Raw genomic sequence first — 23,971 nt, 5'->3', positions numbered from 1 at the left:
TGAGTCTCCTAGAGCGCGGCGTTTAGCACTTGCGCTATGTGGCGAATTTCAATCGGCAATTGCTGTCTGCGGATCATGCCATCGAGGTGCAACAGGCATGAAGGATCAAAACCCACCACATACTCAGCACCCGTTGCGGCGTGGGCTTGGGCCTTGTCTTTGCCCATTTTGGCTGACACTGCGCCTTCATCGACGGCGAAGGTGCCACCAAAGCCGCAGCATTCGTCACGGCGGTCTGGATACACTATGTCTATGCCTGCAATATTGGCCAATACAGCTTCGACTTTGTTGAATCTTGGCCCCATTTGTTCACTTGGGGTGGCAAGGCTTAACATGCGAATGCCATGGCAACTCAGTTGCAGGCTTACCTTGTGCGCGAAGGGCTTGGTAAAGGCGGGGATCGGCGCGATATCGTGTAAAAACTCTGTGAGTTCATAGAGTTTGTTGATCACAGCTTGTGCTTCTGGGCTGCTATCAAACTCGTGGAAGTTTTCTTTGGCGGCCACTAAACAAGAGGCGGCAGGGCAAACAATAGCGTCGCATTCCACTCCTTTAAAGGCGTTGAGCAATTTAAGGGTGGTACTGCGTGCTGCATCGAAGCAACCCGAGTTTGTCATCGGCTGGCCACAGCATGTTTGACCCGCGGGTAGAATCACTTGGTGCCCGAGTTTCTCTAATAATTCCAAGGTGGCAATCGCGACCTCTGGCATCATTTGATTGACTAGACACGGGATGAAAAGGGCGATTTTCATTGTGTTTTCTCTTTCTTGTTAGTGAACGACATTGCCTTGCAGTGTGACCCAATATCCACACTAATGCTAAGGTAGTTGAACAAATATAGGCCTAACTTAGCGGAATAAGTAGCCCTAATTTAGTAAATGAGCTTGTAGATTTTTTCAAAAATGAGAATATTTTAACTTGCTGATTAAATTGATTTTAAAATGTATTTATTCAGGTTTGAAATTCTCAAAAAATACTTAATGACAAATAAATGAGAATAGTTCGCTTATATAAACAAACTGGGCTAAAAATAGCCCCGTTGTTTACTACTGTCATACCAGATTAGCGGCTGCACTCTTCGAGCAGATAAGCTAAGTGGCGGTAGGAAATGCCGCTGTGTTGGGTCAAACCGACCTCGCACATACGGTTGGCGTAATAGCCTTCCTTAATCTCGACAGGAATGAGCTTTTTGATATTACGCAGTGCGCTGGCGTTGATTTCAGGCTTATACAAGCCTTTTTCACCCGCGTAACCGCAGCAGTCAATTCCCGCAGGTTTGAGTACTTGCGCTGAGCAGGCATCGGCGATTGCTTGCATCTTAGGTTCAAGTTTCATCTTGCGTGCGCTACAACCTAAGTGCAGTGCCACATTGACTTTTTTGCTGATGTTGAGCTTAGTCAGTAGCTTGTCGTGCATAAACTCAACTAAGTCGATAATTTGTACTTTTGGATTACCTGACAAAGTGCGGTAGGTGCAAGACAGGGCATCGACGATCACTGGCAGCTTGCCACCATTGGTCATCTTGCTCACTGCATCGATAAGTTCTTGGCGTTTGGCATCGGCGTTTTTAAAGTCGCCCTTAGATTCCCACATCTGGCCGCAACATAAATCGCGGGTTTTTTCTGGCGTGATGACGTTATAGCCAGCACGTTCCAGCAGCGTGACGACCACCTCAGGTAAAGTGCGGTTATCGGGATCTTTGGGTGTCGGACCAAAGGTTCTGCCGCCGCATGCTGGGAAGTAAACCACTGTTTCTTGGCCAACTTTAGCGGGGGATGGTTTTGGCAATTTGCCGCCTTTCGGGAAATCGGGGTTCCAATAAGGCACTTCTTTTGAAATCAAACGGCCGGTTTTCATTAGGGCACTGGTAATGTTATCGCCAGTGATCTTGTGGATCACGCCAAGCATGTCAAAACCTGAACTGATAACTTGGTTAACTGCGCCAAAGTGTTTGGCTTGGAAATCTAAGACTTTTTGTTCAGTAGTGCTGATGTACGGCGTGCGCAGTTTACGCACCAGTTGCCCCATGCTGTTATCCACTGGGCAAGCAATAGTACAAAGCTGGCAGGCGGCACAGGTATCAACTACATCGTATTTAGCGGCGGCGCGCATTTCTGCTGCTGCGGCTTTATCACCGGATTGTTCTAAACGTTCGATTTCACGTAGAGTCGCAATACGCTGACGAGGTGAGAAGTTGAGTGCTGATGTTGGACAGGTTTTTTCACAGAAACCACATTCGATACATTTATCAACAAAATCATCGACCACAGGGCAGGGCTTGATGTTTTTAACGTGGACATTGCTATCGTCGTTAAGAATAACGCCTGGGTTTAGAATACCCTGTGGATCAAATACTTGTTTGATGCTCTTCATCAAAGTGTAAGCATCTTGTCCCCATTCTTTTTCGACGAACGGCGCGACAGCACGGCCAGTACCATGCTCGGCTTTCATTGAACCGTCGTACTTGTTAATCACCATGTCGGCAATATCATCCATAAAGGCATGGAAACGATCGATATCGGCTTGAGTCGAGAAGGTGGGGGTAATGATAAAGTGGAAGTTCCCCGCAAGAGCATGGCCATAAATACAGCCTTCAGGGTAACCATGTTTATGGAAAAGCTCAGTGATATCGTGCGCCGCAGCAGCAAGGTGCTCTAGTTCAAAGGCTACGTCTTCGATGATAACTGAGGTTCCCTTTGGACGCTCACCACCTACAATCGGGAACAAGCCTTTGCGCATTGCCCAGTATTTGTCATAAACCGCTGGATTAGTACTAAATTCCATTGGGCGGATAAAGTCAAATCCGGCGAGTTTCGCGGTGACATCTTGAGTATAATTTTCTAAGGTTTTGTCGTCATCAGCACGGGATTCTATCAGTAGAATAGCGGATAGGGCCGGTAATTCTGATAACCAATCTGGCATGCCAGGCTTGCCCGTTACTGCTTTGATTGATGGCCAATCAAGGAGTTCAGCAGCAGAAACGCTTTCACCGTTTATCAGTGGTATGGCTCGTGCGGCATCTTCCATATTATGGAATACGGCCATAGCTGAGGCTTTAAATTTAGCTTCATTCACTGTGTGATAAGTGACTTCATTAATAAAGGCTAAGGTGCCTTCCATCCCCACCATTAAGTGGTTGATGATGTCAAATGGGTCGGTAAAATCGAGTAACGAATTGATGCCGTAGCCGGTGGTATTTTTAATGGAATACTTTTTACGAATTCTGTCCGCTAACACTGTGTTATGGCGAGTCATGTGCGACAGTTCTGTCAGCGCATCCAGTATTTTTCCATGGGATTTAACAAAGGCTGCTTTTGATTTTTCACAGCCTGTATCGAGTTCAGTACCATCTGCAAAAAGAAGTTTCGCGGAAGCGATAGTTTGGTAACTGTTTTGCGCAGTACCACAGCACATTCCCGAAGCATTGTTTGCCACAATACCACCAATTTTGGCGGAGCCTATGGTGGCGGGATCGGGACCAATTTTGCGGTTAAGCGGCGCGAGTACGGCGTTAGCGTCGGAACCAATGACAGCAGCACCTAAGGTGATCTGTTTGGCATCGCTACTGACTTCAATCTTTCTAAAACCATCATGGCCAAGGATCAACAAAATACCTTCACCGATAGCTTGGCCAGATAAACTGGTTCCAGCGGCCCTAAACGTGACGGGTGCATCATGCTTACGGGCAACGGCTAATGTGAGCTTTACCTGTTCTAGGGTTTCTGCATGGACAACCACTTCTGGGACTATCCTGAAGTAGCTTGCATCGGTGGACCAGGCAAAACGGCGAACGGGATCATCCGTCACGGGATGATCACCTAATTGCGTTCTTAGATCATCGATGACCAGTTTATAGTTAATCGACATAGCATCACTCTCTTTATTAATAGATTAAAGCCGAAGTCACTGGGAGTGACTTCGGGCATTCAATAAAATAAAACGGCTTAGAATCCACCCCACAGGGTAGCTATTGTGCCCGCCAGTAAGGCATAACCAATGGCAACAGGCATTGTTTTACGGATAATTTCTGATTCTCTACCTGCCATACCCACTACCGTTGCAGCGGCAACCACGTTCATTACGCACATCATGTTACCGGCGTTTGCACCGATACCTTGTAGTGCCAATACCAGTGTGTGGTTCATGCCAATATTGTCGGCAACGCTGTATTGTAGGCTGGAGAACATCATGTTTGAGAAGGTGGCTGAACCGGATAAGAAGGCACCAAAAATCCCCACGATAGGCGCCATCCAAGCCCACACTGCGCCCATGGAACCTGCCAACATATCCGCTAAAGCGACAGGCATTGAGGCAAGACCTGCACCATTCGCGCCTGAGTTTAAGAAGATTTTTACCATAGGCACTGATGCGCCTAATGAAATAATTGTTGGCAACATGGACTTACATGAAACACCGACCGTTTGCTGAATCGCAGGGCTTTTCATTTTGAACAGGAAGAAACCTAGAATACACACGGCAACAAAGAAGGCACCTGGTGCATATAAGGTTGCGAAGCTGGCTTTAAGCTCAGTGCCCATTAGGCCTGTCCAGCTGATGTTAAAGCTTGATAACCATGCTTTTAACGGTGCCACTGTACGCGACAGTACCAAAAGCGCAGCCATGATGATGTAAGGTGTCCAAGCGGCAATTTGGGAAAACTTAGCCGTTGTTTCGACTTTTCCGCTTTCTTGACTGTCATTCTCTGCGAAATCATTCCATGGTGTTTTAGGCAGTAAGTAGCCTTTACGCGCAACCGGGATCACTAAGGCCATACCGATCAATGAACCGATAACCGAAGGGAATTCTGGGCCTGCAAGGTAGTTGATGATCCATGCGGGGACGGTAAAGGCAAGACCTGAGAAAATCGCAAATTTCCAAATTGCTAAGCCTTCCTTAAAGGATTTATTGCGACCAAAGAATCCAGTTAGCATGGTCACCATTACGAGAGGAATTAATGAACCTGTGATTAAGTCGATAGTGATCATATGCATGACGATATATCGAGCATAACCAGCATAGTTACCCCCATGGGCAGCAAATTGCTCCGCCGCCATGCTCACGCCACCTTGGATCAGACCCTGTTCCATCCCAAAAAGTACGGGTAGACCAATCGCACCGAAGGATACACAGGCCGAGTCAGCAATCAAAGCCACGACAGCTGCGGCAACGGGTGGTACACCAAGCAATACCAGTAGTGGTGCGCCAATGGCTGCGGGAGTACCAAAACCAGCACTACCTTCAATAAAGGCACCGAATAACCAACAGATGATGATGACTTGTACACGGGCATCGGCACTGATGTTAGTAAACCCAGCACGGATAGTGTCCATGGCACCTGAGTATTTCAGGGTATTGAGTAGGAATACGGCACCAAAAATGATGGTTAACGGTGTGATGGCTGAGAGCAGTCCTTCGAGGACCGATGCCGCCAGTAATGTGGTATCCATTTGCCAAATAAACACGGCGGCGAGCGCTGTGATTATCATGGAGATAGGCATAGCCTTAGATGCAGGCATTCTGAGTAACACTAGAAATAGCATTACACTGAGCACTGGCGTCAAGCTAGCGAGGAGTTGAAGTATTGTCATGCTTGCCTCTTCATAAAGTGGTCTGTCTTATTATTGATATTAGGATTTTTCATCTGCCTTCATGTCGACTTCCCAGACCAATAAATCAGCAGTTAATACTGCAAGTACTTACGGTCTCGACATTCTGTGTTGTGTACTAGACGCTATTGTGAGCTTGACTAATATGATCTAGATCATCTTGGCTGTTATATGAAATGCTAATTTACAGTGCTGCGGGGTGCTTCTCTCGGGGGATTTTCTTATATGTGACAATGATCACTTAGACTGTTGGGTGTATATCTACTTTGGTTATATTAAATTAAATTTGTTGTTTTTCTGGTTATTAAAAGTAGAGCTATCACTCATATTCATCGTCATTATTGCAATTAACTGATCCATTTATTTCATTAATAGTCTGTTATTGGTTTTTTCAGTCATTTTTAAGGTGTGATTAAGGTCGCATAGATTGTTGTGGCTAGATTAACTCATTTACTTCTATTTTCATCAAGCTATTGTAATGTTTGCCTAATATGTCCATTTTGGAATGGTTTTTTATAGTGATCTAGAGCACGTTTTAAAATGGTGGGATTTTATTGTGATGGATATCACTTAATGAATTTTACTTTAATATGAAATTTAATAACCATTGTTTAATTTAGTTTCAGTTTATTTGAGCGAACAGCCAGCCCAAATATTCAAGTATATTGAGCGAATAACAGAAAAGTTGAAATAAAAAGTGACCGCTTCTAATGGGTTAAGAGGGGAAATTGAGAGAACAGGGTGAAATTGAAGCAGAAATTTTAAGTAACAAAACTAAAAAATACTGTTTGAACTTTTATCAGACTGGTTAGTGTCATTAATGCTCAAACGCCATTAATGCGAATATTAGTTGTTTGTGAGAAGTGCTAAAAAGTTCACCAAAGACTGTGCAGGGGAAAAGATAAGGCTTTAATCGCAACCTTCTAGGTTAAATTTACAAAATAAAAAAGAGACGTGATATGTCTCTTTTATTAGTGATTTAGCCAACAGATACAGACTTAAAACAACTTGCTGCCCCAGCCTAATTTGGTCCGCAGCACGTGGAAATAGTTGTGTCCTTTAGGATGAATAAGCCGTAAACGTTCAGAGCTGCGGCGCACTATGATTTCATCGCCGGGTAACACGGCTAAATGCACGTGGCCATCACAGCTGACTTCGAGGTTTTCGCCATTTTCAGGTGACACAACCATTTTTATGGTGCTGCACGCATCGACAACAATCGGGCGACACGACAGAGTGTGCGGGAACATAGGTACTAAGATTAGGGCCTGTAAATTAGGCGTCAGAATAGCGCCGCCAGCGGAGAGGGCGTAGGCCGTTGAACCGGTAGGCGTTGACACTATCATGCCGTCGGCACGTTGGCTGTACATGAACTGATCGTCAATATAGACCTCAAACTCAATCATGTGGGCAATTTTACCCGGATGGAGTACGGCTTCGTTGACGGCGGTGTTGCTCGCCTTGAGCATACCGTGGCGATAGACTTCGGCTTCGAGTAAGAATCTATGCTCGGTATCGAACTCCCCATCGAGTACCTTGGCGAGTGCCTCTTCGAAGGCATCGGGCGGCAGATCGGTTAAAAAGCCTAAATTGCCGCGGTTAACCCCAATCACGCCTAAATCGAAGCGGGCTAATACCCTTGCCGCGCCGAGCATGTTACCGTCACCACCGACGACTATGGCTAAGTCGCAACGCGCGCCAATTTCTAGTAAATCGACCGCTAGGATATTGGGTCCTAATTCGGTAGCAACACGCTCTTCCACTAAGACTTCAAAGCCCTGCATTGTCAGCCAATAATGCAGACGCTTTAAGGTTTGGTTGGTCCCTTGGTGGTGAGGTTTGCCGATAAGGCCGATAGTATGAAACTTTGTGGTCATATTTATGCTAGATCTGGCCTTAGGCCTTGAAACGTCAAAATTGATCCCCATAATATGCCCAGAGTATTTCAGAAACAAAGCATTTTTAGCTGGAGTGAAAATGAGCAACGAATCGATTAAAGCAGAACAGGATCTGATCCAAGAGGGTGTAGAGTCTGAAGTATCTACCGCAGAAGCAAGTCTGATCGATGAGCTTACCCAGGCCAATTTCCGTATTGAAGAGCTGGAACAGTTACTCGCTGAAGCTTTGGCGAAAGTTGAAGAGCAGAAGGATTCAGTCATCCGCGCCGCAGCCGAGGTCGATAACATTCGCCGTCGTGCCGCAATGGATGTGGAAAAGGCGAACAAGTTTGCCTTGGAAAAGTTCGCCAATGAGCTTTTGCCTGTGCTTGATAACATGGAGCGCGCGCTAATGGGTACAAACCCAGAAGATGAAGCGACGAAAGCGATTTATCAAGGTGTTGAGTTAACTCAAAAAAGTTTACTCACTGCGGTGGCTAAATTTGGTGTTAAGCAAATTGATCCACAAGGTCAGTCATTTAACCCTGATCAACATCAAGCGATTGGCATGCAGCCAAGCGCTGAGTTCCCTGCGAACACTGTGATGTTGGTGATGCAAAAGGGGTATGAGCTGAACAGTCGCTTGCTGCGCCCTGCTATGGTAATGGTGTCACAGGGTGGCCCTAACCAAGAAACCGCGACGATAGATATCGAAGCTTAAGCTTATTGGTTAGGCCGCTGTTATAACAGACAGCAACAAAAAAGGACTGCAATTGCAGTCCTTTTTTATGGGCGGAATTTTTTATTGATAAGATTTAGCGTCTTAACGAGATAAGCAAGTTCAGCCTATTGCGCTAGATAAGCATTGATTTGCGCCAGTATGCCTTCGGCATCCAGTTGCAAGTCGTGGATGACTTCTTCTGGCGAGCCATGTTTAATGAACTCGTCTGGCAAACCTATTTGGAGTACGGCTTTAGGCATTTTTAGCTTTTGAAGCTGTTCAAGAACACCTGCACCCGCACCGCCTATAATGGCATTTTCCTCCACAGTGACTAACACTTCATGGGTTAGTGCCATTTCTTTTATCAGATCAACATCAAGTGGTTTCACAAAGCGCATATCGACAACCGTCGCATCTAAGCTTTCGGCAGCGGTTAATGCCGATGCGAGCAAGGTACCAAAGTTAAGTATGGCAATACGCTTACCGATGCGCTTAATGACACCTTTACCAATTGGCAACGCAGTCATGGACTCGACTTGCATCGCTCCCGTGGCACTACCTCTTGGGTAACGCACCGCACTTGGGCCCGCATCATAGCAATAGCCAGTGTAGAGCATTTGACGACATTCGTTTTCATCGGACGGCGCCATGATCACCATATTAGGGATACAACGCATAAAACTTAAATCGAATGCACCTTGGTGGGTTGGACCATCGGCACCGACGATACCGCCACGGTCAATGGCAAATAACACGGGCAATTGTTGTAGTGCGACATCGTGAATAAGCTGATCATAGGCGCGTTGCAGGAAAGTCGAGTAAATTGCGACTACAGGCTTGAAGCCTTCGCAGGCAAAACCCGCCGCTAAGGTGACGGCATGCTGCTCAGCAATCGCTGCATCAAAATATTGTTTCGGGAAGCGCTGGGAAAACTCCACCATGCCAGAACCCTCACGCATCGCAGGAGTAATCGCTAACACTTTCTCATCTTGTTCGGCAATGTCGCACAACCATTTACCGAAGACTTGAGAAAAGGTCGGTAAACCGGGTTTGGTGGCCGGCTTTTTAAAGAGTGATGGGTCAAACTTAGGCACAGCATGCCAACCGATAGGATCTTTTTCAGCAGGTTCATAACCACGACCTTTTTTGGTCATGATGTGCAGCACCTGTGGACCTTTCAGATTACGCATATTGCGCATGGTCTCGACCAGAGCGTCTACATCGTGGCCATCGATAGGACCTATGTAGTTGAAACCTAACTCTTCAAATAGAGTGCCAGGAACGACCATACCTTTGAGGTGTTCCTCAGTGCGCTTGGCCATTTCTTTGATGACAGGCATACCTTTCAACACTTTTTTGCCGCCTTCGCGCAGTGTGGTGTAGAAACGGCCTGACATCAGTTGTGCTAAATGATTGTTGAGGGCGCCGACATTTTCTGAAATCGACATTTCGTTGTCGTTCAGTACCACGAGCATGTCATTGTGCAAGTCGCCCGCGTGGTTCATGGCTTCAAACACCATGCCGCCAGTCATAGCGCCATCGCCGATCACAGCGACCACTTTACGACCTGCTTGTTCTTTTTCTGCAGCTATCGCCATCGCCAGCGCGGCGCTAATCGACGTGCCAGAATGGCCAACGCTGAAAGTGTCGTATTCACTTTCTTCACGCCATGGGAAAGGATGTAAGCCATCTTTTTGCCGAATGGTGTGCATCTTGTCACGTCGACCCGTGAGAATTTTATGGGGATAGGCTTGATGGCCTACGTCCCAGATCAGTCGATCAAAGGGGGTATTGTAGACATAGTGCAGTGCCACAGTGAGTTCTACTGTGCCGAGCCCAGAGGCAAAATGTCCGCTGGACATGCCAACAGACTTAAGAAGGAACTCGCGCAGTTCATCGGCTACTTGTGGTAAAAGTGCCTGAGGAAGCTGGCGGAGCTCATTGGGGGTGTTGGCCTGCGCCAACACGGGAAACTGAGAAATGTCCAAACTCATAGCGAGATACTTCGACTCTTATTATATTCTTCGCTCAATGATATAGCGGGCGAAGTCTGCAATTAACTGGCTATTGTATGGCAATTTAGCCAGCGCTGATAGTGCCTCTTGGATCAGTTGTTTGGCGGTGTCTTGTGCACCTTGTAGTCCAAGTAGTTGTGGAAACGTACTCTTATTCGATTCAGTATCAGAGCCTTGCGGTTTACCTAGCTCTTCGGTGGTGGCTACGATGTCAAGGATATCGTCTTGTACTTGGAAGGCGAGTCCGACCGCACGAGCAAAATCCATCATAGCAGCATACTGATCTTTTGGCGCGTTTGCGGCGATCAAAGCTAACTCAACGGCGCAGCTGATAAGGGCGCCAGTTTTCATATTATGTAGCTGAGTTAACGCTTTAAGATCAATATGTTTATCGGTCGAGGCTAAGTCTATCGCTTGGCCTCCACACATACCACGATAACCTGAGGCTTTGGCTAATACTCTTACCATAGCAATATGTTGTTCGCTGCTGATCCCTGCTACGGCTTCGGTGACAATTTCAAAGGCTAAGGTTTGCAGAGCATCCCCCGCTAAAATGGCCGTCGCTTCATCAAAGGCGATATGCACTGTCGGCTGGCCACGGCGCAGCTCGTCATCGTCCATGGCGGGTAAATCGTCGTGGATTAATGAATAAGCATGGATACATTCAATGGCTGCGGCGCAAGCATCTAACTTTTCGAGTTCGACCCCAAACATGCGTCCTACACTGTATACGAGGAACGGTCGAATGCGCTTCCCTCCCAATAAGGCACCGTAAGTCATAGCGGCTTTTAATTGGGGAGCGGTATCTTCAAGCGTACTAAAACGCTGTTTTAATTGATCATCAACTCGTTGTTGATATTCTTGAATGGTACTGACTAACACGCTTATTCGCCCTCAACGGCATAGGGGGATAGGGGCGCATTTTCGTCTTGTTTCAGTAAAATGGCCACTTTTTGTTGGGCTTGTTCGAGTTTTGCTTGGCTATTTCGAACGAGATTGATGCCACGTTCAAATTGTTTTAACGCGTCATCGAGGGAGATATCGCCTTGTTCTAGATCGGCAACGATGCGTTCAAGTTCGCCAAGGGATTCTTCAAAACTAAGATTTTCGGGTTTCTTCGCCACGTTCAGGTTTCCTTTGATTTAGCGGACACAAGGTATATCAGGGCGGCGTAAGGGTCAAATTCAGACTAAAGATATTTGCTCAATAGCACGCTTTGTTACTGAAATTTTTCCAGAAAATATAAATTGTCGCTAAACTTGCTTAGTGTGTGTCCGATAACTGACAATAGTATCATCATTTGTATGGTAATTTTTAACTGGATAAACAAGGCTCGTATGTGTGTCGGTGGGATTATCTTATTCGGTAGAATAACTGAGTGTTCTTGCTTACCCAGAGTAAGTATTATGTCGTTTATTACGAAAATTGAGGAGCCGTTGTGGATTTAGCAACAATAATCGGAATTGTGGGAGCCTTTGGTTTTATTCTCGGCGCTATGGTGACCAGTGGCGGCTTGATGATTTTCGTTGATGTGCCCTCGATCCTGATTGTGTTCGGTGGGTCCTTCTTCGTGGTAATGATGAAGTTCACTCTTAAACAGTTTTTAAGCGCCGTTAAAATTGCTTTGAAAGCTTTTGTATTTAAGATTGATAAACCAGAAGACTTGATTGAACAGTCAGTGACTATGGCAGATGCTGCCCGTAAAGGGGGGTTTTTGGCATTAGAAGAGGCGCAAATTAGCAATACTTTTATGCAAAAGGCTGTCGATATGTTAGTCGATGGTCATGATGGTGAAGTAGTGCGTGCAGCTCTAGAGAAGGACATCGCTCTAACGGAAGAACGTCATCGGACGGGGATTGGCATATTTAGAGCCTTTGGTGATGTTGGCCCAGCGATGGGGATGATAGGTACACTCGTTGGTCTCGTGGCCATGTTATCAAATATGGCGGATCCTAAATCTATTGGTCCTTCGATGGCGGTTGCGTTGTTAACCACATTATACGGCGCTATGGTTGCTAACATGGTTTGTCTTCCTATCGCGGATAAGCTAACGCTTAGGATGGGGGAGGAAATGCTCAATCGTAACCTTATTATGGATGCGGTATTGGCGATTCAAGACGGACAAAACCCGCGGGTGATTGAAGGCTTTTTGAAAAATTATCTCGCTGAAAAAAATCGTAAAATCGATACAACGGACGGAGAGTAGCCCATGGCTAAGTGCAATTGTCCACCGCCCGGAGCACCGCTCTGGTTGGCAACATTTGCCGACTTGATGTCGCTGTTGATGTGTTTCTTCGTATTGTTATTGTCATTTTCTGAAATGGACGTGATGAAGTTTAAGCAGATCGCGGGCTCAATGAAGTATGCCTTTGGTGTGCAAAATAAGGTGGAAGTTAAAGATATCCCGAAAGGGACTTCTGTCATTGCCTTAGAATTTAGACCAGGACGCCCCGATCCGACTCCGATTGAAATCATTAACCAGCAAACGAATGAAATGACTGAACCTGTATTGGATTTCCAAGCGGGTGAAGACGATAGTGCGGGCGGCGTGCAGCAGCAAAATGGTTCTCAGCGGGGGGGCGAAGCGAGTGCTACGGCGCAAGAAGTTGCCGATGCGGTTAAAGCGGAAGCGGCAGCGGCGCAAGAAAAGATCAATCAGCAAGTGAAGAAGATGGCGCAGGAGCTCAATAAAGAGATCACCGATGGAGCGATTGAAATTGAGTCATTAGGTCAGCAGATTATTATTCGTATACGTGAGAAGGGGTCATTTGCTTCTGGCTCAGGCTTCCTGCAGCCTCGATTTAAACCTGTGGTGCGCTCAGTCGGCGAATTGTTAAAAGATGTGCCAGGTGTCATCACAGTGTCAGGTTACACGGATGATATGCAAATAAGTGATGAGCTCTATAGTTCTAATTGGGATTTATCCAGCAAACGTGCCGTAGCAGTGGCCCATGAGTTAGTACAGGTCAGCGGCTTTGATTCTAATCGAATGAAAGTGGTTGGTATGGCGTCTAACAATCCGATTGTGCCTAACGATTCTCCGGAAAATCGTGCCCGTAACCGCAGGGTTGAAATTGCTATTGAGCAAGGTAAAGCGAAGGAGTCTGAAGAAATTCAGATCGGTAATTTGCCTTAAGTGTTTAGATACTCCCAATCTAAAGCCGCAATAATCTTGCGGCTTTTTTATCGAGCTAATGTGGACTTTTCCCTTTTTAGTTAACGTGTTATGCATCAAATTTCTGTGGTTGATTTAAATCCATTTGGGCTTTACGTTAATCACATTGAGTGTGTAATCCCTAAGTTTCCTTAACTATCCCTCAACGACTTATTGTTAATGATTTATCTCAAATCACTTATTTTAAGCAGGGAAATTCAAACCATTCGAATAGGCTTTAGTGACATTATTTCAGCCTAATTAGCTGCCGTGATTTAGTCATTAATACGCGATGAATACGCCACAAATTTGGCCTGTGTCGCTGTTGGCTATGTGCGCTGAAACTCGCCTTTTTAGGTTGCTTGGGTATATAATCCCCCGATTATTCTTTTAACCAATTTTGCTGTTTTAAAATTGCCCGCGGAAATCCCATGAAGTTTATTGTAAAGCTGTATCCAGAAATCATGATGAAGAGCAAGCCTGTACGCATGCGCTTCACCAAAATGCTCGAAACTAACATCCGTAATGTGCTTAAAAAAGTTGACGAAGATGCAAAAGTGCAGCGTCAATGGGACCGCATTATGGTGATGGTACCAAAGGATAAGCCTGAATTGGCCCAAGCTTTCGGTGAGCGTCTGGCGTGTATTCCTGGCATTGCACACGTAGTGCAAGTGGATGAGTACAGCTTTGAATCTGTTGATGATATTTATCAGCAAGTCTTGCCTGTTTACCGTGACCAACTCGCGGGTAAAACCTTCTGCGTGCGAGTAAAGCGTACTGGCGATCATGATTTTAATTCTATTGAAGTTGAACGTTATGTCGGTGGTGGCTTAAACCAGTTTACCGATGCGCTAGGCGTGCGTTTAAAGAATCCGGACATTACCGTTAATTTAGAGATTGAGCGCGATAACCTTTATATGGTGACTAAGCGTATTGAAGGTCTAGGCGGTTTTCCGATGGCAACACAGGAAGATGTATTGTCCTTGATTTCGGGTGGTTTTGACTCTGGCGTTTCTAGCTATCAATTTATCAAAAAAGGCGCTCGTACCCACTACTGCTTCTTCAATCTGGGCGGCGCACAGCATGAAATTGGTGTTAAACAAGTGGCTTACCATTTGTGGAAAACCTACGGTGAATCCCATAAAGTGAAGTTTATCTCTGTGCCTTTTGAGCCTGTGGTTGCTGAGATTTTAGAGCGTATCGATAACGGTCAAATGGGCGTTGTATTGAAACGCATGATGATGCGTACCGCGGCGCGTATCGCCGAGCGTATGGGCATTCAAGCCTTAGTTACCGGTGAAAGTTTAGGCCAAGTGTCTAGCCAGACCCTGACCAACTTAAACGTCATCGACCGTTGTACTGAGTTATTGATTCTACGTCCCTTAATCGCCATGGATAAGCAAGACATTATCAACGAGAGCCGTAAAATCGGCACCGAAGATTTTGCTAAATCAATGCCTGAATATTGCGGCGTAATTTCGCAAAAGCCAACGGTAAAAGCGGTATTAGCTAAGGTTGAAGCGGAAGAGAAAAAGTTCTCTGAGGATTTGATCGATCAGATCATCGCCCAATCTGTCACTATCGATATCAGGGAGATCGCAGAACAAATGGATACTCGGATTACTGAGACTGAAACGGTTGCCAGTATCGATACCAACCAAGTGGTCATTGATATTCGTGCCCCTGAAGAAGAGGAAAGCAAACCGCTGCAAATTGAAGGTATTGAGATAAAGCGCATCCCATTCTTCAAGTTAGCGACTCAGTTTGCCGATCTCGATAAGCAAAAGACTTATTTGCTCTATTGTGAGCGTGGGGTGATGAGTAAATTGCAGGCATTGTATTTAATTGAGCAAGGCTACACGAACGTGAAAGTGTATCGCCCATAAGTCGGGCGAAAACTTGCCCATTGCCGTATATTGTCAGTGGGATTGATTTGCGATTTAAGTACAAAAAAGCCGCATATTAATGCGGCTTTTTCTTTGGTCTTACTGATCGTGATCTGAATTTCAGTGTCGTTTAGGTTATTCGGCTTTAACGACCTGCTGATGAGATGTGACATCGTCTGTGGCAATCAACAGAGTGGCTTCTTGTAGCACTTCTTGGTGCATTTTATTCATTGCAGCGGTTAAATCTGCAGTGATATTGGCTTGCAAGTCGCTTGTGTCAATGACGATTTCGTCAACGAGTACATTTGCACTGGCATTAAAGCTGAGTGCTGAGACTAATATTAACGCAAATGCCGATTTTAAATTGAACATAGTCGCCTCCGGGCTGACAAAGTAACGCTGTCAGACATTCCCATCACCAACTTTGAGATTGTCTAACTTAGGTATTTCATAGCTATGGATGTTTCATCGCTATTGGTGTTTCATTGGCGCAAAATTTAACCAAAAACGCTGGCCTTTACAAACGATTAAATGTAACAATACGGATTAGAAAAACTAATTAAAAAACGAGACTGAGATCACTATGTCGAGACGATTACCACCGCTTAATGCGGTTAAAGCATTTGAAGCCGCCGCACGGCATTTGAGCTTTACGCGGGCAGCGGAAGAATTGTTTGTTACACAGGCTGCGGTGAGCCATCAAATAAAGGCATTAGAGGATTTCCTCGGATTAAAATTATTTCGTCGAAAGAACCGTTCTTTACTATTAACCGAAGAAGGGCAGAGCTATTTTCTCGACATCAAAGATATCTTTATTCAGCTTGCCGATGCCACCGACAGATTACTCGCCCGCAGTGCGATTGGTTCGCTGACGGTCAGTATGTCACCCAGTTTTGCGATTCAATGGCTAGTGCCACGTTTGGCTAAATTCAGTGAGAAAAATCCCGATATCGATGTGCGAATTAAGGCCGTTGATACCGAAGCGAGTTCATTAACCGATGATGTGGATGTGGCTATTTATTATGGCTTAGGTAATTGGCCTGGGCTACGTGCGGATAAGCTCAGAAACGAAGTGCTTATTCCCGTGTGTTCGCCCATGTTGCTCAACGGTCCTAAACCACTCTCAAAACCGAGCGATTTAAAGTATCACACGCTATTACATGATATGAATCGTCACGATTGGCAGGCGTGGTTTAGGCAATGTGGCATTACCGATATTAATGTGAATCAAGGACCTATTTTCAGTCATTCGTCTTTGGTATTGCAGGCGGCGGCCCACGGTCAAGGGGTTGCTCTGGGTTACAGCGTGCTGGCACGCCCCGATATCAAAGCTGGGCGGCTTGTGTGTCCATTCCAAGAAGTCTTGGTCAGTAAAGATGCTTACTACTTAGTTTGCCAGCAAAACCATGCTGAGCTGGGTAAAGTGGTGGCGTTTCGTGAATGGATGTTAGACATGTTTGCCGAGGAGTCTCGCAGTGAGTTGTTGCCTGGATAAGCCGAGTTATGTATTAGAAGGGGAGCCTGCGAGTACTTTGATTTTATTGGCCCACGGTGCGGGTGCTAACATGGATTCTGATTTTATGCAGGCCATGTCGGCGGGATTCGTTGCTCAGGGCTTCCGAGTGATGCGCTTTAATTTTCCTTATATGCAGGCGAATGCAGTCGATGGCAAACGGCGTCCACCGGACCGTGCGCCTAAATTGCTCGCGTGTTTTACACAGATGCTCGATATCGCCCACTCACAACCACAAGTTGAACGTGTGGTGTTAATGGGGAAATCCATGGGTGGTCGTATGGCGGCCCTATTAGCCTGCGATCTTACGTTAGCGGCGCACATCGATAGGGTGATTTGTTTAGGTTATCCTTTTGTGCCACTCAAAGGCGGCGAGCCTAGATTGGAACCTTTGAATGAATGCCAAGTCCCAGTATTAGTCGTACAGGGTGAGCGGGATAAGTTTGGTGGCAAAGCGCAGATCCCAAGCTGGCCCTTGAAAGCTGAGATAGGATTGGTTTGGATAACCGACGGCGATCATAGTTTTGTCCCAAGAAAGTCGTCAGGCACCAGTGAAGCCGCTAACCTTGCACGTGCTATTGATTTATCAAGTGATTTTATTCGTGAGCTTGATGTTGAGCGAATAAAAGTTGAATGAGTTAATCCCATTCCAGCAGGAGCGTTAAATGCGTAAAGGTTTATTGTTACTCGCCGCCGTGAGCGGATTCTTAGCCGTCGCTTTAGGGGCTTTTGGTGCCCATGGTTTAAAAGCGGTCGCGCCACCAAACTTAATTGAAGTCTTTAACTTAGGTGTGCAATATCATTTCTACCATACCTTTGCCCTCATCATGGTTGCCTTCTCGGGCCAATGGTTAACCTCGCGTTTACTGGACTGGTCGGCATATCTCTTTGTCGCAGGCATAGTACTATTTTCGGGCTCACTATATGGACTGGCTTTGTTTGGGACTAAGTGGTTAGGTCCTATTACGCCTATGGGTGGTGGTTGTTTCTTACTCGGTTGGTTATTATTTGCCGCCGCGGTATGGCGTCACAAAGTTATCGACGGTCATGAGTCTTAATCGCTGATGCTTATGTGAGTTAACAGGCTTAGGGCGCACCTAAGCCTTTTTTATTTCTCTAATCGCAATTCAAGGTTCAGCAGTAGGCAAATAGGGCATTTGTGGATTGAAATTGGTATACTGGCGCCCAAATCGATAGTCAGCCAATGCTTTGGCTTGGATTTCTCAGGGATCCCCATGAAAAACCTATTTTTATTTTGCCGCGCAGGCTTTGAAAAAGAATGCGCTGCAGAAATCCAACAGCGAGCCGGTGAGCTCAATGTGGGTGGCTTTGTTAAGGCCAACAATAACGACGCTTATGTTGTATACCAATGTTTTGAAGACGACGCTGCCGATACGTTAGTCAAACAATTACCTTTAGATTCGCTCATTTTCGCTCGCCAGATGTTTGCTGCTAGCGACTTGTTAGTCGACTTGCCTGAAAATGACAGAATAAGCCCAATCGTTGCGGCGCTCAGTGACGTCAGCAAAGCGGGTGAAGTGCGGGTTGAAACACCTGACACTAACGAAGCGAAAGAGCTCTCGGCTTTTTGCCGTAAGTTCACTGTGCCTTTACGCCAGCATTTGAAAAAATCGGGTAGTTTGCTTGCGCAGGAAAATCCCAAACGTCCGATTATCCACGTGTGTTTTATTGGACCCGGCCGTGCCTATGTGGGTTATTCCTACAGTAATAACAGTTCGCCACATTTTATGGGCATTCCACGCCTTAAAATGGCGGCGGATGCACCGAGTCGCTCTAGTCTGAAACTCGACGAAGCCTTTGGCCAATTCGTGCCTAAGGAAGAGCAAGAAGAGCGTATTCGCAGTGGCATGAACTCCGTGGATTTGGGCGCCTGCCCAGGTGGCTGGACTTATCAACTGGTGCGTCGCGGCATGTTTGTATCGGCAGTTGATAATGGCCCTATGGATGAAAAACTGATGGAAACGGGCCAAGTGAAACATTACCGTGAAGACGGTTTCCGTTTCGAACCGCAACGTAAAAATATCTATTGGCTGGTGTGCGACATGGTTGAGAAACCAGCGCGTGTTGCCGAACTGATTGAAGCTTGGGCGATTAACGGTTGGTTTAAGGAAGCGATTTTTAACCTTAAATTACCGATGAAGAGCCGCTATAAAGAAGTGACAGCCATTCTTGAGACAATGCAGACGATTCTTAAAGAGAATGGTGTGACCGATTTTAAAGTGCAGTGTAAGCATCTTTATCACGACCGTGATGAAGTGACTGTGCATTTATGGCTACGCCCTAATACCGCGTGGAATTAATTCCAGTGCTAACCCTGCGGTGATCTTGTTGTCGCTAGAATGGTAATTGTCACGCGGGTATAAAGCCACGCAGGTTTAAAAGCTAGATAACAAAAAGCCCCAAAGGAAACTTTGGGGCTTTTTTGTGTTTACTCATTCGAGTTTCAAACGCTTGCTTCTTTTAAACTTTTGCATGAACAAGCGCATTATAGACTCGTCTTAAACGCGCTTAGCATTGAGATCACAGACGCTCAAGCACAGCTTGCGTGAAGTCAGTCGTGCCGTGAGTGCCGCCTAAATCGCGAGTCGTACGGTCGCCTTCTTCGATTACTGCAGATACCGCTTTACGGATTTGCTCAGCTTTGTCAGCCATACCTAAGTATTCCAGCATTTGGATAGACGCTAAAATCACTGAGGTTGGGTTTGCGAGGTTTTTGCCAGCGATATCAGGCGCACTACCGTGAACGGCTTCGAAAATCGCAGCATCACGGCCAATGTTTGCGCCCGGTGCCATACCTAAACCACCCACTAAACCTGCACACAGGTCCGATAAAATGTCACCGAATAGGTTAGTCGTCACGATCACATCGAAGTTTTCTGGGTTCATCACTAACTTCATGCACGTTGCATCGACGATCATTTCTTCTGTTTTGATGTCTGGGTAACGTAGGCTCACTTCACGGGCCACTTTCAGGAACAGGCCTGACGTTGACTTCATGATGTTGGCTTTGTGTACAATAGTGACTTTCTTACGGTTTTCTTTACGAGCCAGTTCGTAGGCGAAAGTGGCGATTTGCTCAGCACCTTGGCGAGTGACGATACTGGTTGCTTCTGCCGTTAAACCATCTTCAGACACTTTTTGACCATGGCCAGAATACATGCCTTCGGTGTTTTCACGTACTGTGATGATATCGATATTTTCGTAACGGGCTTGGGTACCTTTGAAAGACAGTACTGGGCGTACGTTAGCATACAGACCGAATTTCTTACGCAAGGTTACGTTGATAGAAGTAAAGCCTTCACCAACGGGAGTCGTCAGCGGCCCTTTCAGTGTGATACGGTTTTTTTCAATGAGTTCTAAAGTGCGTGCTGGCAGTAACTCGCCTTGCTTTTCAAGTGCAGTCAGGCCGGCATCGGCAAATTCATATTCAAAATCACAGCCCGCTTTATCAAGAATTTTTAAGGCTGAATCAATAATACTTGGGCCAATTCCATCACCTGGAATTACGGTTATCGTTCTTTTTGACATGGAGAAGTCCTTCCACGGTTCGTCGTTACTGCAATTGTCTGCCCCAGTCTAACTGGATAGCAGGACTATGAATTTGGTATTTTTTCTGCCTATTATTTTAACCATCTTTGGTCAAACTTCACAGGAAATAGTGAGCAATATCACGATTTTTTATGTGGTATAACTTGTAAAAATACTGGGTTCTCACCATGATGGAGAGCCAATGGTTAAAAAAGTCTACTTTAGTCTAACAAATATATAAAAGAGGAAGACATTGAAGTTAATCCCTATCACATCTCTGGTTTTGTTATCCCTTGGAATATTGCCAGCAGTGCAGGCTGAAACCAGCACTAAACCGCTCACCCTAACAGACATTATGCATTTTGAGTCCCTTGACAAGCCGGTTATCTCAGATAAGGGGCAAGTCATCGCGGTCGAGTCTGCGCCCGATCGCGGGGATAGTCACGTCATTGTGAAAAATGTCCTGTCGCAGCAAAGCTATCAAATCGCGGGGGCGTCAGATCCCTTGGTGAACCACGATGGTCGTTATGTAGCTGTGGTGGTTAAACCGAGTTTGCTCACGCGTGAAACGAGTGATGCCAAGGCGAAGAAAAAACTCAAGTCCGACATGGTGTTGCTCGATACTCAAACTGGCACGCAAACTCGCTTTGAGCGCGTGAAGGAATTTGTGTTCAGTGATGATGGTAAGCATCTGGCGATTTGGTTTGAGGCTGATGAAGAGTCCAAAAAAGATGCTGAGCCTAAAACTACCGAAAAACTCGCTGAAGCAGGCACACAAAGCCCTGCGAATATTGATAAGCCAAAGGTCGATAAGTTTGACCAAGGTCGACGTTTTACGTTGCTCAGTTTAGAAGACCAAACAAAGCGAATTGATGTCGAGCAGGTTACTGGCTATGTTTTTGATAAGGCAAGCCGCAGACTTGCGCTAGCGGTGAATGATATCGCCAATAAACAGCATCAATTGCAGTTAGTCGATTTAAACACTCACAAAAAAACCGTTGCCTTTGATTCGCCTAGCCAACAGATTGGTGCGTTAGCGCTGGCTAAAAATGGTCGTTGGCTTGCATTTACGCAGGGCAAAGACAGCGAGTTACCTTATGGCCGCACCTATCAGTTATCGCTGGTCGATTTGCAGTCTGGCAAAATCAGTACCCCCCCTGAGTCACCCGAGTGGAAACTTAATCGCTACACAAGTTTAAGCTTCTCATTGGACAGCGAACGGTTGTTTTTTGGCCGCGTACCTGAGGTGAGTCAGCTGCTCAGTTTGCAGAAGATCACCGAAGAAAAAGACCTGTTCGATACAAATATTGTCACCGGACAGCGTGGACTTAAGGTATGGCATGGGGATGATCCTCGTATTAAGCCTAATGAAATCAAGCAATATGAGGATGAGCAAAAACGCACTTACCTTGCGGTATTGCATTTAGGCTCAAATAACGTGGTGCAGCTTGGCGATAAAACTGTTCCAGATGTGACGATTTCACAACATAAACGTTTTATGTTGGCCAGTTCAGATTTGCCCTATCGCAAGATGGCAACTTGGGCAGGGTTCTACCAAGATTATTATCTGGTCGATATTAATACTGGCAGTAAAGTGCCATTTTTGACACAACAGCCGAGTGATGCCGAGCCTACGCTGTCGGGAAATGGCAAGTATGTGGCTTATTATCAGCAAGGTAATGTGTATCTCTATGATATTGCACAGGACCGTCGCACTAATCTCACAAAATCCCTAAAGGTCAGTTTTGCCGATGAAGACCACGATTATCCATCCAGTGCTCCAGGATATGGTTTTGGTCCTTGGCTTAAAAATGATGCGGGTTTCTTGGTTTACGACAAATACGATGTTTGGCAGTTTAATACCGAATCTAAGGCGGGTTTTGCCTTAACCGCAGGTAAAGGACGCACCCAGAAAATTCAATATCGGCTTGAGGGCTTAGTCGATAATCCCGATGAGCCGACAGAGCTTGCCTATAACGCCACGGTTTTACTCCACGGTTATAGTGATAAAACCAAGGCCGATGGTTTTTATCAAGCCACCTTGGGCGAAGCGGGTGTGAAGACGTTGATGCAAGGTGAGTATAAGCTGACAGTATTGGGACGCAGTAAAGACGGCGATACTATCGTGTTTTCTAAGGAGCGTTTTGACTTATTCCCTGACGTGTATACGGCCAGCTATAGCGCACCGCAAAATGCAGTTAAGCAAACCGATTTAGATAAGCAGCGTCAAGCCTTTAACTGGAGCCAATCCGAGTTAGTTCACTGGACAAATGGCGATGGTAAACTGTTAGATGGCGTGCTGATTAAGCCGACGAATTATCAAGAGGGTAAGCGCTATCCTGTACTGGTTTATTACTATCGCTTTATGACGGATAGACTGCACGCCTTCCCGCAGATGAACATTAACCACAGACCTAACTTTGCTTGGTACATCAATAATGGCTATGCGGTGTTCCTACCGGACATTCGCTTTGAAATTGGTTACCCAGGGGCGAGTTCAGTACAAGCGCTCACGTCTGGCGTGCAAAAGCTGATTGAGATAGGAATTGCTGATCCCGATGCTATTGGTTTGCAAGGTCATTCTTGGAGTGGCTATCAAACGGCGTTTGCCATTACTCAAACTAAGATGTTTAAGGCGGCGGTTGCAGGTGCTCCAGTATCGAACATGACCAGTGCCTATAGCGGTATTCGCCACGGTACAGGCATTGCGCGTCAGTTCCAATATGAAACCGGACAAAGTCGTATTGGCGCAAGTTTGTTTGCCGCGCCGCAAAAGTACATTGAAAATTCGCCAGTATTTTATGCTGACCGTATTCAAACGCCTTTGATGATCATGTTTGGTGATAAGGACGATGCAGTGCCTTGGGAACAAGGTGTTGAAATGTACTTAGCTATGCGCCGTGCAGGTAAAGAGGTGGTGTTCTTGCAATACGAGGATGAGCCGCATCACTTGAAAAAGTACCCGAACAAGCTCGATTACAGCATTCGCATGATGCAATATTTCGACCATTATCTGAAGGGAAAACCCGCGCCAGAATGGCTCAGTAAAGGTGAAGCCTATGTCGAGTATAAGGCCGATGATGAATAGGCAATTGGCTTAGTTGTTTTACAACTGAGTCAATTCGTTGATTGTTAAAATAAAAACGCCACCGATTCGGTGGCGTTTTTATTTAACTGTCAGTCGTATTTATTTACTGGTTAATGTCTCTTGGGCAGAGCTGAGGGCTGTGTCAGTATCTGCATCGAGATATTGCTTATAGGTATCTTGGCCCCAAGCAATCAATTGATCATTTTTAAAAATAAGTGGGGTACATTCCTCTTTCGTGGTCACACCGTCTGATTTTTCATGGTGAGTGCGATAAAAGAGCACCTGTAGCTTGGTTTCTTTTACGGCTTTTGCCTCTGAAAAGTCAGCTTTACCTAGTAACTGTTTTACTGAAACGATATTTTGCCCTAGCGCTAACTCGTTCATTTTTTGGCTGTTATAGGATTGTCTGTCCTCCCAACTCATGTCATCTGGCGTAGGTTCATAAACGAGTACCACCACAGCGACAAAGGCGACGTAGGCGGCGAAAATGCTACCGATGATTACCGAAACTTTTGATTTCATTTACAGTTATTCCTTTACCTCATTAAATGAGTCACGTTAT

At 45.8% G+C, this 23,971-nt stretch carries 19 protein-coding genes; 9 read left to right on the top strand and 10 right to left on the bottom strand.

What is annotated here, in order from left to right:
- Positions 1–8: 8 nt before the first annotated feature.
- The 4 genes from GWI56_RS02845 to nadK all read right to left on the bottom strand — a co-directional run bounded on the left by GWI56_RS02845 (position 9) and on the right by nadK (position 7,483).
- On the bottom strand, positions 9–752 hold the full coding sequence (locus GWI56_RS02845; protein WP_006085148.1) for a (Fe-S)-binding protein: 744 nt from the start codon (positions 750–752) through the stop codon (positions 9–11).
- A 310-nt stretch (positions 753–1,062) separates the two neighbouring features.
- The gene (locus GWI56_RS02840; protein ID WP_113941023.1) at positions 1,063–3,867 is read right to left on the bottom strand and encodes an FAD-binding and (Fe-S)-binding domain-containing protein; all 2,805 of its coding nucleotides are present in this window, start codon (positions 3,865–3,867) and stop codon (positions 1,063–1,065) included.
- Positions 3,868–3,944: 77 nt separating this feature from the next.
- Complete coding sequence (locus GWI56_RS02835; protein WP_049821741.1) at positions 3,945–5,588, bottom strand: L-lactate permease; 1,644 nt, start codon at positions 5,586–5,588, stop codon at positions 3,945–3,947.
- 1,016 nt (positions 5,589–6,604) lie between these two features.
- Positions 6,605–7,483 (bottom strand): NAD(+) kinase, encoded by an 879-nt coding sequence (nadK, locus tag GWI56_RS02830; RefSeq protein ID WP_198572081.1) that lies wholly within the window; start codon positions 7,481–7,483, stop codon positions 6,605–6,607.
- Between the two features lie 100 nt (positions 7,484–7,583).
- On the opposite strand from nadK, the gene grpE reads away from it, so the two are divergent.
- Positions 7,584–8,204 carry a nucleotide exchange factor GrpE gene (gene grpE / locus GWI56_RS02825; RefSeq protein ID WP_113941025.1) on the top strand — a complete coding sequence of 207 codons (621 nt, stop codon included), beginning with the start codon at positions 7,584–7,586 and terminating at the stop codon, positions 8,202–8,204.
- 125 nt (positions 8,205–8,329) lie between these two features.
- Here grpE and dxs read toward each other — a convergent pair whose 3' ends face one another.
- Genes dxs through xseB form a run of 3 tightly spaced genes read right to left on the bottom strand, consistent with a single transcriptional unit; the run spans position 8,330 to position 11,343 of the window.
- Entirely contained in the window at positions 8,330–10,198 is a 1,869-nt protein-coding gene (gene dxs, locus GWI56_RS02820; RefSeq protein WP_168823303.1) for a 1-deoxy-D-xylulose-5-phosphate synthase, read from the bottom strand.
- Between the two features lie 21 nt (positions 10,199–10,219).
- Positions 10,220–11,101 carry a (2E,6E)-farnesyl diphosphate synthase gene (ispA, locus tag GWI56_RS02815; protein WP_113941026.1) on the bottom strand — a complete coding sequence of 294 codons (882 nt, stop codon included), beginning with the start codon at positions 11,099–11,101 and terminating at the stop codon, positions 10,220–10,222.
- A gap of 2 nt (positions 11,102–11,103) precedes the next feature.
- Positions 11,104–11,343 (bottom strand): exodeoxyribonuclease VII small subunit, encoded by a 240-nt coding sequence (gene xseB / locus GWI56_RS02810; RefSeq protein ID WP_006080884.1) that lies wholly within the window; start codon positions 11,341–11,343, stop codon positions 11,104–11,106.
- 314 nt (positions 11,344–11,657) lie between these two features.
- Between xseB and pomA the strand changes: the two genes are divergently transcribed.
- From pomA to thiI, 3 genes are all read left to right on the top strand, one after another.
- Positions 11,658–12,425, top strand: a complete 768-nt coding sequence (pomA, locus tag GWI56_RS02805) for a flagellar motor protein PomA (RefSeq protein WP_173497062.1) — start codon at positions 11,658–11,660, stop codon at positions 12,423–12,425.
- Positions 12,426–12,428: 3 nt separating this feature from the next.
- Positions 12,429–13,355, top strand: coding sequence for a flagellar motor protein MotB (locus GWI56_RS02800; RefSeq protein ID WP_198572080.1), 927 nt, complete (start codon positions 12,429–12,431; stop codon positions 13,353–13,355).
- 449 nt (positions 13,356–13,804) lie between these two features.
- Positions 13,805–15,259 carry a tRNA uracil 4-sulfurtransferase ThiI gene (gene thiI / locus GWI56_RS02795; protein ID WP_028760687.1) on the top strand — a complete coding sequence of 485 codons (1,455 nt, stop codon included), beginning with the start codon at positions 13,805–13,807 and terminating at the stop codon, positions 15,257–15,259.
- A 135-nt stretch (positions 15,260–15,394) separates the two neighbouring features.
- On the opposite strand, the gene GWI56_RS02790 is transcribed toward thiI, so the two are convergent.
- On the bottom strand, positions 15,395–15,631 hold the full coding sequence (locus tag GWI56_RS02790) for a hypothetical protein (RefSeq protein WP_198572079.1): 237 nt from the start codon (positions 15,629–15,631) through the stop codon (positions 15,395–15,397).
- Positions 15,632–15,842: 211 nt separating this feature from the next.
- Here GWI56_RS02790 and GWI56_RS02785 point away from each other — a divergent pair, with 211 nt between their 5' ends.
- The 4 genes from GWI56_RS02785 to rlmM all read left to right on the top strand — a co-directional run bounded on the left by GWI56_RS02785 (position 15,843) and on the right by rlmM (position 19,093).
- The gene (locus tag GWI56_RS02785) at positions 15,843–16,754 is read left to right on the top strand and encodes a transcriptional regulator GcvA (protein WP_105249769.1); all 912 of its coding nucleotides are present in this window, start codon (positions 15,843–15,845) and stop codon (positions 16,752–16,754) included.
- Positions 16,735–17,409 (top strand): alpha/beta family hydrolase, encoded by a 675-nt coding sequence (locus GWI56_RS02780; protein ID WP_198572078.1) that lies wholly within the window; start codon positions 16,735–16,737, stop codon positions 17,407–17,409. Before GWI56_RS02785 ends, GWI56_RS02780 begins: the two co-directional genes overlap by 20 nt.
- 28 nt (positions 17,410–17,437) lie before the next feature.
- Positions 17,438–17,830 carry a DUF423 domain-containing protein gene (locus GWI56_RS02775; RefSeq protein ID WP_011918954.1) on the top strand — a complete coding sequence of 131 codons (393 nt, stop codon included), beginning with the start codon at positions 17,438–17,440 and terminating at the stop codon, positions 17,828–17,830.
- Between the two features lie 177 nt (positions 17,831–18,007).
- The gene (rlmM, locus tag GWI56_RS02770) at positions 18,008–19,093 is read left to right on the top strand and encodes a 23S rRNA (cytidine(2498)-2'-O)-methyltransferase RlmM (protein WP_011846285.1); all 1,086 of its coding nucleotides are present in this window, start codon (positions 18,008–18,010) and stop codon (positions 19,091–19,093) included.
- A 220-nt stretch (positions 19,094–19,313) separates the two neighbouring features.
- Here rlmM and GWI56_RS02765 read toward each other — a convergent pair whose 3' ends face one another.
- Positions 19,314–20,321, bottom strand: coding sequence for an isocitrate dehydrogenase (locus tag GWI56_RS02765; RefSeq protein ID WP_113941031.1), 1,008 nt, complete (start codon positions 20,319–20,321; stop codon positions 19,314–19,316).
- 253 nt (positions 20,322–20,574) lie between these two features.
- On the opposite strand from GWI56_RS02765, the gene GWI56_RS02760 reads away from it, so the two are divergent.
- Complete coding sequence (locus tag GWI56_RS02760; protein WP_198572077.1) at positions 20,575–23,409, top strand: prolyl oligopeptidase family serine peptidase; 2,835 nt, start codon at positions 20,575–20,577, stop codon at positions 23,407–23,409.
- Positions 23,410–23,508: 99 nt separating this feature from the next.
- On the opposite strand, the gene GWI56_RS02755 is transcribed toward GWI56_RS02760, so the two are convergent.
- Entirely contained in the window at positions 23,509–23,931 is a 423-nt protein-coding gene (locus GWI56_RS02755; RefSeq protein ID WP_113941033.1) for a DUF3192 domain-containing protein, read from the bottom strand.
- Positions 23,932–23,971 lie beyond the last annotated feature (40 nt).

It is taken from the genome of Shewanella sp. DW31 (genome assembly GCF_015767295.1).
GTDB classification, from domain to species: Bacteria; Pseudomonadota; Gammaproteobacteria; order Enterobacterales; family Shewanellaceae; genus Shewanella; species Shewanella oncorhynchi.
Note: the sequence above shows the minus strand (reverse complement) of the source record. Positions and strands in the feature narration are given on the sequence as shown.